This is a genomic window from Belliella filtrata, assembly GCF_022549775.1.
GTDB lineage: Bacteria > Bacteroidota > Bacteroidia > Cytophagales > Cyclobacteriaceae > Belliella > Belliella filtrata.
In genome coordinates, this window is record NZ_JAKZGP010000009.1 from 25360 (window position 1) to 37507 (window position 12148).

12 protein-coding genes are annotated in these 12148 nt (G+C 37.5%); 5 read left to right on the forward strand and 7 right to left on the reverse strand.

What is annotated here, in order from left to right:
* Positions 1 to 52: 52 nt before the first annotated feature.
* Both MM239_RS05520 and MM239_RS05525 read left to right on the forward strand, forming a co-directional pair.
* Complete coding sequence (locus tag MM239_RS05520; protein ID WP_241347208.1) at positions 53 to 616, forward strand: DUF2846 domain-containing protein; 564 nt, start codon at positions 53 to 55, stop codon at positions 614 to 616.
* Complete coding sequence (locus tag MM239_RS05525) at positions 603 to 1175, forward strand: hypothetical protein (RefSeq protein ID WP_241347209.1); 573 nt, start codon at positions 603 to 605, stop codon at positions 1173 to 1175. Before MM239_RS05520 ends, MM239_RS05525 begins: the two co-directional genes overlap by 14 nt.
* A gap of 46 nt (positions 1176 to 1221) precedes the next feature.
* Here MM239_RS05525 and cysM read toward each other — a convergent pair whose 3' ends face one another.
* The 6 genes from cysM to pafA form a co-directional block, all read right to left on the reverse strand.
* Positions 1222 to 2100 (reverse strand): cysteine synthase CysM, encoded by an 879-nt coding sequence (gene cysM / locus MM239_RS05530; protein WP_241347210.1) that lies wholly within the window; start codon positions 2098 to 2100, stop codon positions 1222 to 1224.
* Positions 2101 to 2123: 23 nt separating this feature from the next.
* Entirely contained in the window at positions 2124 to 2963 is an 840-nt protein-coding gene (gene epsC / locus MM239_RS05535; protein WP_241347211.1) for a serine O-acetyltransferase EpsC, read from the reverse strand.
* Between the two features lie 17 nt (positions 2964 to 2980).
* On the reverse strand, positions 2981 to 3550 hold the full coding sequence (locus MM239_RS05540) for a hypothetical protein (protein ID WP_241347212.1): 570 nt from the start codon (positions 3548 to 3550) through the stop codon (positions 2981 to 2983).
* A complete protein-coding gene (locus tag MM239_RS05545; protein WP_241295964.1) occupies positions 3531 to 3818 on the reverse strand; it encodes an FtsB family cell division protein in 288 nt (95 codons plus the stop codon). The genes MM239_RS05540 and MM239_RS05545 overlap by 20 nt, the downstream gene beginning before the upstream one ends.
* Positions 3819 to 4143: 325 nt before the next feature.
* Positions 4144 to 5244, reverse strand: coding sequence for a trans-sulfuration enzyme family protein (locus tag MM239_RS05550; protein ID WP_241347213.1), 1101 nt, complete (start codon positions 5242 to 5244; stop codon positions 4144 to 4146).
* A 188-nt stretch (positions 5245 to 5432) separates the two neighbouring features.
* A complete protein-coding gene (gene pafA / locus MM239_RS05555; protein WP_241347214.1) occupies positions 5433 to 7079 on the reverse strand; it encodes an alkaline phosphatase PafA in 1647 nt (548 codons plus the stop codon).
* 186 nt (positions 7080 to 7265) lie between these two features.
* Here pafA and MM239_RS05560 point away from each other — a divergent pair, with 186 nt between their 5' ends.
* From MM239_RS05560 to MM239_RS05570, 3 genes are all read left to right on the forward strand, one after another.
* Positions 7266 to 7637, forward strand: a complete 372-nt coding sequence (locus MM239_RS05560) for a BlaI/MecI/CopY family transcriptional regulator (RefSeq protein WP_241347215.1) — start codon at positions 7266 to 7268, stop codon at positions 7635 to 7637.
* A 29-nt stretch (positions 7638 to 7666) separates the two neighbouring features.
* Entirely contained in the window at positions 7667 to 9352 is a 1686-nt protein-coding gene (locus tag MM239_RS05565; protein ID WP_241347216.1) for a M56 family metallopeptidase, read from the forward strand.
* 80 nt (positions 9353 to 9432) lie between these two features.
* Positions 9433 to 10842 carry an aminopeptidase P N-terminal domain-containing protein gene (locus MM239_RS05570; RefSeq protein ID WP_241347217.1) on the forward strand — a complete coding sequence of 470 codons (1410 nt, stop codon included), beginning with the start codon at positions 9433 to 9435 and terminating at the stop codon, positions 10840 to 10842.
* Positions 10843 to 11373: 531 nt separating this feature from the next.
* Here MM239_RS05570 and MM239_RS05575 read toward each other — a convergent pair.
* The gene (locus tag MM239_RS05575; protein WP_241347277.1) at positions 11374 to 11991 is read right to left on the reverse strand and encodes a carboxypeptidase-like regulatory domain-containing protein; all 618 of its coding nucleotides are present in this window, start codon (positions 11989 to 11991) and stop codon (positions 11374 to 11376) included.
* Between the last annotated feature and the right edge of the window lie 157 nt (positions 11992 to 12148).

Sequence of the window (12148 nt, forward strand, 5' to 3'; positions counted from 1 at the left end):
TTTACATGTGGATTTTATAGATATATTCGTAGCAAAAATCCTATCCAAACTTATGCAAAGAACAATACTCAAGTCAGTCCTCCTACTCAGTCTTACTGCTATTGGCATTTTCTTTCAATCTTTTTCTCAAGAATTAAAATTGCCACCTGAAGGGAAATCTCTAGTTTACTTTGTAAGATCAAATGCAACTGGAATGTTGATCAATTTCAAATTCTTTGACGGGGAAAAATATCTTGGAAAATTCAACGGAGTTAAATATTTCACCTATGAATGTGAGCCTGGTGAACATCTCTTTTGGGCAGCATCAGAAAACAGATCCTTTATAGAAGCTAATCTACAAAGTGGGAAAACTTATATCATAGAAGTTAAGCCAACTTCGGGAGCAATGAAAGCGGGGGTAAAATTGGTACCAATTGCACCTGACAATACTAAGGCTTTGAAGTACATAAATAAATTGATTTCTAAGAAAGAACCAATTGATCTGGATGCAAGAGACTTTTCGGGTGAAGCTGAAGACCTTGACTTCTTTATCAAAAATGGCTTGAAAAAACACATGAACGACAAAACAAAAGACAAATCCATCACTAAACTAAATCCCGAACATGCACACAATTAACAAACTTAACAGTAAGCTAAAATCAGCTACTTTACTAATTGCCTTGCTATTGCTTGCAAACATTACATTGGCACAAAACCTAAGTTCGGCAAAAGGTTCAACTTCACTCGGAGTAGGTATAGGACTCCCTTACGGCGGAATTGTGGGAGGAAAGCTAAGCCACAATGTTGAAGACAACTTTTCGATCTTTGGAGGTCTTGGATACAACTTTATAGGTGTTGGTTTCAATGCAGGATTGACATACACTGTACCGACAGAAAAGCTGACTGAACTCTATTTCACAGGTATGTACGGCTACAATGCAGTTATCAATATTGAAGGATTGCCCCAATATCAAAAAACCTACTACGGCCCAACTTTCGGATCTGGATTGAAATTTAATTCTAGACGAAAAGAAGGGGCTTATTGGGATCTAGGAATTTTGGTTCCATTTAGAGGGGCTAATTACAGAAATGATATGGACGATATAGAAAATAACCCCATGATCACTATTGAAAACAAGCCTTGGCCTGTGCAGTTTTACTTTGGCTATAATTTCACTATAGCTTCAAAAAAATAATCAAAATGTCCCAAAAGAATATCAAATACTTTTGGGACATTTTTTTTTACCCAAATAATCCTGAACTCAAATAGCGATCTCCACGATCACATGTAATACAAACAATAACGCCATGATCGAGCTCCTTAGACAGTTCAAGTGCTGCATGCAATGCTCCTCCACTACTCATCCCAGCTAAAATCCCCTCCTCTACCGCCATTCTTCGGGTCATAGATACAGCGGCTTCTTCGCTTACGTCCATGATCAAATCTACCCTAGATTCATCATAGATTTTTGGCAAAAACTCAGGTGACCATCTTCTTATGCCTGGGATATTTGATCCTTCTGTTGGCTGTGTCCCCACTATCTGAATAGCTTTATTTTGCTCTTTGAGGTATTTCGACACACCCATGATTGTACCCGTGGTCCCCATAGCTGATACAAAGTGACTTATTTGCCCCTTTGTATCTCTCCATATTTCAGGCCCTGTTGTATGATAATGTGCCAAATAATTATCCTCGTTTGCAAACTGATTGAGCATATAATATCCGTCCTTAGCTACCAATTCTTCAGCCAAAGTCCTTGAATATTCAATGGTCTTATCTGCTGGTGTCAAAATCACTTTGGCACCATAAGCTTCCATAGAAAGTATCCTTTCTCTTGTAGAATTGTCTGGCATCACCAAAGTCATCCCTACACCCAAAAGATTCGCCACCATAGCCAATGCGATACCCGTATTCCCACTAGTGGCTTCGATTAGTTTATCTCCTTGTTTGATATCCCCTCTTTCCAATGCGGACTTTATCATGTGAAAGGCAGCCCTGTCTTTTACACTTCCAGCTGGATTTTGCCCTTCTAGTTTACAAAAAATCTTCACATCTTCATTGTAAGAAATATGGGTAATTTCCACAAGTGGCGTGTTGCCAATCAATTCAAATAGTTTCATGATAATAATTTTAAAGCTAGGCCTCAGCTTTCCTGGTCATTCTTAAACACATACATATCAGTCTGATTTTTCCCAGCATCATACATCTTTGCCTGATAGTAAATCTTACTGTTTGCTGGAATACTTTTGGTCAGCCACACATTTCCTCCTATCACAGAATTTTTCCCAATTACCGTGTTTCCGCCTAGTATGGTCGCTCCTGAATAGATTACGACATTATCTTCGATGGTCGGGTGACGCTTGAGATCTGCATCTTCTTTGTGAACACTCAAAGCCCCCAAAGTCACTCCTTGATAAAGCTTGACATAATTCCCGATAACGGTAGTCTCACCTATTACGAGCCCTGTCCCGTGATCAATACAAAAATGGTGTCCAATACTTGCTCCTGGATGTATATCTATTCCTGTCTTACTGTGTGCATATTCCGTAATGATCCTTGGAATCATCTTCACTCCCAAAAGGTATAATTCATGGGCAATCCTATAGGCAGCAATGGCATAAAAACCTGGATAACACCTAAGAATCTCAGCTCTAGATTTGGATGCGGGATCACCTGCGAACATGGCATCTACGTCTTGATGTATCAAATCAAAAACACCAGAAAGTTGCTCAAAAAACAAATCACTCAATACCTCTCCATCTCCTTGATGCAGATGCTTGTTTTTTTGCAAAATATCCGCTAGTTGATTTTTGAGTACCAAAAGGTTTCCTTTTACATCTTCTTCATTTCGCAGAACTTCCAAAGTAAATTCTGGAAAAAGAAGACCTAGTAGCGAATCAAAAAAAGTCTGAATCAACTTGGGTGAAGGACATTCTGGGCAATCTTGATGCGATTTAAATATTTTTTCTATTAATGATTTCATCTTGGGGTGATTTCAAATCAAAATACAAAACCCACACGGATCACATATGGTTCATTGTATGGTGACCTTAGATTGTCGTGCATCAAATTGTAAAGCAAAGTAAAATTAGCTCCTCCTCTACTGCCAAAAGGAGCGAAATAACCAGCGCCAACAAAAAATGAAGGAACCCACTCTCTATTGAATTCATTTGTATTTCTATTGAATAAATCAAAATTCAATGCTTCATATTCTGTATGAGCAAAAATATTAGGCAGCACATTATACCTTAGAAAGGTTCTGCCTCCATATAAACTCCTATTTCCATTTCCAGTATTGAAAAACCTCCTATCATCGAAATATTGATAAGTCACACCTACTCCACCTGAAAACTTGTCAGTGATCATTGCTCCAACTAATGGAGAAACATCGATGAAAGTAATCGTCCCGAATTGAGCAGCAAAATTCCCCCCAAAATACAACCTATCCCTAAGAGGAGGCTTTTCTTCTGGATCGATATATCGCTGTGCATTGGCACTTTGATCAAGTATAAACACACCTAAAATCAAAGTGAATGAAAATACAAAAAGCTTAATCTTGGACAATAACATACAAATCTTCTGTTTTTTTCTTCATGAGGTATCTTTCACGTGCAAACTTCTCTAAGAGTTCTGTATTGCTCATCAATTCCTCTCTATCTTGTCTTACTTTTTCTTTACGTTCCAAAAGGTATTCCTTTTGATTTTCAAGATCATTGAGCTTGGAACTCAATTTGAAATGGGTCAAAAAATCATTTGAATCAATAAAAACCATCCATAGTACAAACAAAGCTGTGAATATGAAGTAAAAATTCTTGGTGTATTTGAGATATTTTTTCATAAGATCAAGATTTGTATTCAATAGCTACTCTACATGATATGCTTGAAACTTGGCGAATAATACTGAAAATCGAATCTATCATTTTAATTTTCTGAAAGAAGCCTTCATTTCATCTAATTAAAACTCTTCTCCACACCTCACCAGTATATTACAGAACAAATATAGACAATTTGAAAGTATGGAAAAACCTCCTAACTGACTACTTTGAAATAAACAGTGTTTCTCCTACAAAGAATGTACAAGGTTTTATTTAAAGATTTGAAGACCGCTTCAGGTAGCTACTTTTCAAAAGGTGACAAATACATCATAACTAAACCTAGAGACATCACGATAATGCTTGCCCCATGTCTTCTATCAAATCTTCCAAATTCTCTAGCCCAACAGATAGCCTAATCAAATTTTGAGGTGTCTTGGTATTTGGCCCTTCGACAGCGGCTCTTCGTTCTATCAAACTCTCTACCCCCCCCAAGCTCGTTGCATTGGTATAGTACTTTAATTTCCCAATTACTTGATCAGCATATGCTGCATCTCCCTTCACTAAAAAAGACAACATCCCCCCATATCCTGACATTTGACTTGCCGCAATCTCATGTCCTTGATGATCTTTCAGACCTGGATAATAAACCTTTTCTACATTTTTATGATTTTGTAAAAATCTAGCGATTTCTACCGCATTGCGCTCATGTCCTTTCATTCTATATGGAAATGTCTTGATACTGCGGGTCAACATATAGCAATCAAATGGAGAGGGAACGGCCCCACCTGAAGTTTGCACTAGCCTGATACGACTCCAAAGTTCATCGGTATGCTTTGTAACTAAAGCTCCACCAAGAATATCGCTATGTCCGCCAAGGTATTTTGTTGTGCTATGCATCACTATTGATGCACCTAAGTCAAGCGGATTTTGAAATACCGGAGTTGCAAATGTATTGTCACAGACTACTGGAATATCTTTGATCTTTGCAATGTCACAAATGGCCCTAATATCTGAAATTTTCAAAAGTGGATTAGAGGGAGTTTCAAGCCAAATCAGTTTTGTATTTTCCTTGACATGCTTCTCCACTTGCTCTGGATGTGTCATGTCCACAAAATCAACTGACAAAACTCCCTTAAAAACATCGACCAACAAATGTCTCAGACCATGATACATATCATCTGGAGCAATCACATGGCTACCTGAAGGAAGCGCTTGAAATACACTCATACCTGCTGCATTCCCCGAAGAAAACGCAGCTGCTTCCTGACCATGCTCTAGTTTAGCCAACACATTTTCCAAAGCAAGCCTGTTTGGATTTGCTGCTCTTGTATAGATCACTGAATCATTGTGATGCTCAAATGTGGTGGATAGCGTGATTGGCTGCACAGCTGGTCGGTGGGTATCCGTGATTTTCGTGCCTGCGTGAATTGCAATAGTCTCGATTTTCATCTTGTGATAATTAATTTTAGTATAGAACACCTAATACTTATTGGGAAAGAGGTGAAAACCATCTTGAATGTTCTTTCAGTGAAATCCTCTGGCATAAGCCATAATGTATATTCAAATCTAGTATACCTTACTTTAAAGCACCTTGCAAAAAAACTGCACGGACCTTTTCAATATTGTAATTTAGAATATCAATATGATTTTTGGTTGACAATCTCTAGAATCGGCTGACCAGAAGCTCCATTTGGAAGACGAGTACCTAGCATAATCGCAAGGGTTGGCGCGATATCCGTTATGGTCGTGTACCGTGCACTTTTTCCTGACTTCACATTCCACCCCATCATCACTACTGGCACATGGGTATCGTAAGTGTACCCAGTTCCATGTGTAGTCCCTCTAAATGAACTACTCAACCATGCAGGTTCCAAAATCAGCAACAGATCTCCAGACGCTTTATGGTTATAACCCATTTGCAGCAAAGAACTTTTACCTTTGGTATATTCATTTCGCCTCATATCAGCCGCTGTATATACTTCCTTGACACCCTCAAATCCAAGCAAGAAATCTGCTAAAGCCATTTGGACATCTTCTACCTTTACACCTTTTTCTTTGGCAAGATCATGGTTGATAAACACTTGTTCATTGGAATAGTTGGCAATCCAATTCCCCTCACCAAACATCTGAGAAGTAAATCCTCTCATCTGGGTAAGCACAAACCTCGTATTGAAGTTACCAGAAGGGACATTTTCGGACTGCATATAATTAACAATGTCCGCCACGGCATGGTCAGCTGTCAAAAACACAAGGTACTCACCCGCTCCATATTCATCATCCAAGAAATCAAAAAACTTCTCCAAATCCCTATCCAGCCTCAAATAATTATCCTCAAGCTCTACAGAACTTGGTCCAAACCTATGCCCTATATAATCTGGAGAAGAAAAACTGATTGCAAGCAAATCCGTCTCCCCTCTTTTTCCAAGCTGCTCTCCTTCTATAGCCGCATAAGCCATTTCTAGAGTCATTGTATTCCCGAAAGGTGTCGTAGAGATCAATCCATATTCACCATTATCTTCCATGAGAGCTTTCAAATCGTAAGGAAAAGCGGTGTTATCTTTACCAATGAATGGCCCTTCAAAATCATTATCATCTTCAATGCTTTGCACATAAGTATCTATAGGAAAAAGCGTTTCCCAGGTACCACTCAAGTATTCATCCGCCAACTTCTTTTCATTGAATGCCTTCACCCATGCAGGAAGGTCTTCATAATAATATGTAGAAGTCATGAACTCCCCTTTTTTGCTATCAAACCAATAAGCATCTCCCAAATGACCTGCAGGAAGTGCAGCTCCCCTATCTTTAATGGCTACCCCCACTGATTTTGACCGCTTGTTGGTCGCAAATCTCAACTCATCTGAAATGGTGGTAGACTTCATATTTCTTGGCGAAATTTTACCGTTACCTTCTGTCCCTCCGACTGCGCTTACTGTACTATCACCAGCACAATAAATCGTTTTCCCTAAACTCCTCACATACCAATCGTTGGCAATAATACCATGCGTGGCAGGGGTAGTCCCCGTGTAAACAGAGGCGTGACCAGGTCCTGTGTAGGTCGGTATGTAATTGTAATGGGCATTGGTCATCATAAAACCTTCATTCATCAGTCTCTTAAACCCTCCCTCTGTGTAGCGCTCTTGAAATTTATAAAAATACTCTTGTCTCATCTGATCTACGACAATGCCTACCACGATCTTAGGCTTATTGGATTCTGATGAGACTTGGGCTGTAGCAATGGTATCTAGGGTAAGAAAGCTAAAAAGTGCTAATAATAAATTTTTCATATCAGTGTATTTTTTCAATTTGGACAAATATAAGCAATCCTAGCAAAGGCTTTATCAGAAGTTTGAGAAGAAAAACAAAGCTCCAAAACCTAACCTACTAGTCAAACACCTAATTTTTGTTTAAATTAATTTGGAAAATAAACTAATCATTCTACATTTGTAGAACTAAATCTACAACTAACGAACATGAACCTTTCTAACGCAGAAGAACAATTGATGAGTATCATCTGGGACAAGCAAAAAGCTTTCATGAAAGATATATTAGAAGCACATGATGAGCCAAAACCAGCCAGCACCACAGTTGCTACCTTACTCAAAAGACTAATTGATAAAAAGGCTATCGCATTTAGGGTATTTGGAAACTCAAGAGAATACTATCCATTGATCTCAAAGAACAACTACTTTTCAAGCAAAGTAAATCAACTGATAAGAACATTCTTTAACGATTCTCCAGCACAGTTTGCCTCATTTTTCACTAAAGAAACAGACCTTTCAGAGAAACAACTTGAGGCGCTAAAATCAATTATTGATGAACAAATAAAATCCAAGAAACCATGATACTCTATTCTTTAAAGGCAATTTTATTGATGAGTTCGCTGCTTGTCATCTACCATTTCGCATTAGCTAAAATCGACAGCTTTAAATTTAATAGGTATTACTTATTGGCTAGTTTGGCATTTTCATTGATCATTCCAACTTTTCAAATACCAAGTTTTATCCCTGTTTCTGCTCAAGTAAATCATCAAATTGATAGAATAGTAGATCAAATCAGCTACAATAGTAAAGAAGGTAGGCAGAATGAAATCATCATGGCACATGTTGAGGGTGAATCTAACCTTGAAGTTTCAGAAACCACTAAAACTGTAATATCAAGTAAGCAATTCGGCAAGAATTCAATCCATATCATAGGTTACTCACTTATTTCGCTTTTTTTTCTTGTAGTCTTACTTTTCAAAATGAATAAATTCAAGAGGTTGGTAAATCAAAACCCAAATATCAAAGATTATGGATTCACTTATGTATTGATTGAGGAAAAGACATCGCCGTTTGTATTTCTCCATTATCTATTTGTCAATGCTGAATCCTATCATAGCAACCAAATCGAAAATGAAATTCTCACCCATGAACTCACTCATATTAGACAAAACCATAGCATAGATATTCTATTTGTAGAGCTTCTGAAAGTAATATTTTGGTTTAATCCTGTGCTTTGGTTTTATAAGAAAGCCATTCAATTGAACCACGAATTTTTGGCAGACAAGGCAGTAAACAATACCTACCAAAACAGAGAAAGCTATCAAATGCTACTACTCTCTAAGCTGACTAATAGTTCAAATGCATATGCAATGAGTAGCGCCTCTACATTTGGAATCACTAAACGAAGACTTCAGATGATGAATGAAAGCACGAAAATCTCGAAAGCATTATCTATCAAAAGCCTTACAATCATAAGTAGCTTATTTGCCTTTTTGGTATTCAGCTCATCTTCCCAACACTTAGATACACTATCATCATTGAGTGGATCTTCATCTGTAGAAGCATATGAAAAACTTATCACTGAAGCTCTTGGAGAAAACACTCCTTTTACACTTGTTTTAAACAAACTGGACTTAGAAAACCTAAGAACTACATACAACAAGCTAAATGATACAGAAAAAGAAGAAGTAAGCGAGTTCCCTTTTTTAGAAGCAGAAGTATTTGAGAAGCTCAAGGAGCTTCAACACAATGAAAAGGGGATTAATTTAAAGTTTAATTTTAAAAATCCTCCTGCCACAAAAACCATAAATGAGGAAGTATGGCAATACTGGAAGAACTCAAAAAATATATCCTTAGAAATTGACGATCAGCCTTTAGCTCATAAAAACCTAGACAGCTATGATAAAACAGACTTTTCTTTTTATGAAATAGAAGAAGTAAAACCTGAAGGAACTTCAAATGATTCTGAATTTCTTATAAAATTAACAACTCATAAGCATTACGAAGAAAAATTCTTTTCAAGTAAAAAAACATTACACACCATATCTTCAGAATATAAAAATGGGGATGCTATTGAAGTACTATATTTCACTAAAAACTCCACAAATCAAGACCAGAAAGTAAGTAGTTCTGGAAATAATGATAAAGAATTATTGATAAAACTTTTTGAAGGGTTGCTTAATCACGAAAACAAATCATATCCTGACTCTAAAGACTTTCAAATTAAAAAACCACATATTTCATCCATTTTGAGAAAAAACAATGAAATCAGTATGATAAATATTTTCAAAGATTAGGATTCCTAAATTTGACCAGTGGTTTTATCATTATAAAAATGAAATGTATCTTTCCTATTCGTTTTAGCTAAATTAAATTTATGAAAAGGAAATCAATACAAGTTTTACTTGTAGCTATCATTTCAATATTTGAAATCGCATCTATTCAGGCACAAACATGGTTTGACGACGGACTAAGCCCAGAGTTCCACAAAGGGAGACGTGACCTACTACGAGAAAAACTCCCTGAAAATGCTGTAGCTGTCTTCTTCACCAATCCCACAAGAAATAGGTCCAACGACACGGAGTTCGACTTCCGACCCAACTCCGACTTTTACTACTTGACAGGGTTTAGAGAACCAAATGCAGCTCTGATTCTTTTCAAAACCCCACAAATCATTGACGGAGAAGAGGTCTCAGAAATGATTTTTGTGCAACCAAGAGACCCAAGAACTGAGCAATGGGACGGTGAAAGACTTGGAATAGAAGGCGTTAAAGAAAATTTAAAGCTCAACCATGTATATCTCAACAGTGATTTTCTAAAAACACCTGAGGTAGATTTCTCACAATTTTCTCAAACGCTAGCATTCAATACCCCTGAGATAGAAGGCGGCAGGCACAATGCTATCTTGAAATCAATGGTTGATTCTTTCAAAGCAGTCAATCCAAGTCCAGCAAGACCTGCCGATCAGATTTTGAATCAAATTATGCATCAAATGAGAGGTGTAAAAACCGATGAGGAAATCGAAATAATCAAAAAAGCGGTTGAAATATCAGGAAAAGGTCATATCGAAGCCTTCAAGTCAATTCAACCAGGTGTATCAGAAAGAGCTATACAAGGTGTCCATGAATTTGTGCATAAAGCACTAGGAGCTGAATACGTGGGCTATGGATCTATCGCTGGAGCTGGAAATAATTCCACCATACTTCACTATGTCTATAACAGTGTAAGAGATTTGCAAGAAGGGGTTATCCTAATGGACATAGGAGCTGAATACAGAGGCTACTCCGGAGATATCACGCGTACAGTTCCTATCAAAGGCAAGTTTTCTCCTGAAGAAAAAGCCATCTATGAGATCGTCCTCAAAGCACTTGAAGAAAGCACCAAGGCCAGCAAACCAGGAGCTGATTTCAGAGCCATCGGGCAAATTTCAAAAGAAATCGTAGATGAAGGTCTTGCCAAACTTGGTATCATCAAAAAAGGACAAAACCATAGCTACCTACCGCATGGCATTAGCCATCATTTGGGTTTAGACGTACATGATAGAGGTGGATATGGGCCATTAGAGCCAGGTATGGTCTTCACTATTGAGCCAGGCATCTACATCCCAGAAGGTTCAGATTGCGATGCAAAATGGTGGGGTATTGGCATCCGTATAGAAGATAACATTTTGATAACGGAAAATGGATACGAGAACCTTAGTCAATTTGTTCCAAGGACTGTTGCGGACATCGAAAAGGTAATGAAAGAGGAAGGTGTATTACAGAAATTAATGAAATCGATGAAGTAATACAGAGCATTTTAGGATGTACAAAGTCTCAAGTACCAAGAACAAAGTATGATGTACATCGAGGTAAAAGTAAGATTAAGCAAGTTGAATTAGATATGTAAAAAACAAAACCGCTGAACCCAAAGGATTCAGCGGTTTTTTTTAACCTAGAATCTGCAAGAGAATGTTGTATTCGATTGATTTATAGTAGCAATAGAATCTTCTGAAATTTAACACAGAATCTTCCAGGTTTAACTGGATTACCCACATTAGCTGATTGGTAGTCAATAAAAACCTGAATGGTGTTCGGTTTATATTTTTTTCTACCTAGTGAACTATCAAACCCACTGGCGATCAGGGCTTTTTTTCAATCTCATTTCACAATTCATGAATTGGGCTACGTCCATCTCAGAACAAATACTTGAAACTTTTCATACTACTAACTTACCTGTAGGCAAAAAAGGATAAAGAAATGGAAATTCTAAAATTGTAGATTATATTTACTTAGTACTTAATACATTGTACATGGTACTTCATCACTCAACTTCCCACTTAATCTTTCTTCTTCAAATCCCCTCTCTTGATAGATTGGATGAATTGTGACCACGCAAATGGATCAAGCAATCTGAATGGTCTCGGTCCATATCGATCTTGAATCTGCATAATCTGGCCTTGTTGGAATCCTCGGAAATTCTCATTCCCAGATGCTGGCATGTTTTCAGCCCATCGCAACAAGGTCTCAGGACTAAGGCTACCTCGGGCATCTATGGCCATTGGTGCTTCATAGTTTATTGCCAATACAGCTCTTTTGAATTCCTCTTCTGTAGGATAAGGCATCACTTCAATCTCAGCCAAGGACATCTCATCATCTTGCATCGTCAAAATCAAACTGATCTTATCTTCTGCCACATTCTCAGGAACAGCAAAAACTTGACGCTGCAACCCAATGAAACTAAATACAACTGAATCTCCTTCTAATACCGGCATAGAGAAATATCCAAACCTACCAGAACTGGTACCTCTTCCCTTTTTGGGTACGTAGATATTGACACCTGGAACGGCATCTGTACTATCAGCATTGAGGACAATACCTGACAACTGAATCACTTTTCTATCCTTTTGATCTTGAGCTTGCGCTGGCTTAAAAACGACAACCAAAAATAACAAAATCGAAAATGAAGCAATATTTTTTATAATTGTGTCCAAATTTTAGCGTTTTATTTTATTTACGGCCTAAATTTAGGCTATGTTTAAATCACGGTATAATAATAGCCTATTTTCACATCATTTACTTAATTCATAACCGAATTTCTCTGTTAAAAGTTAT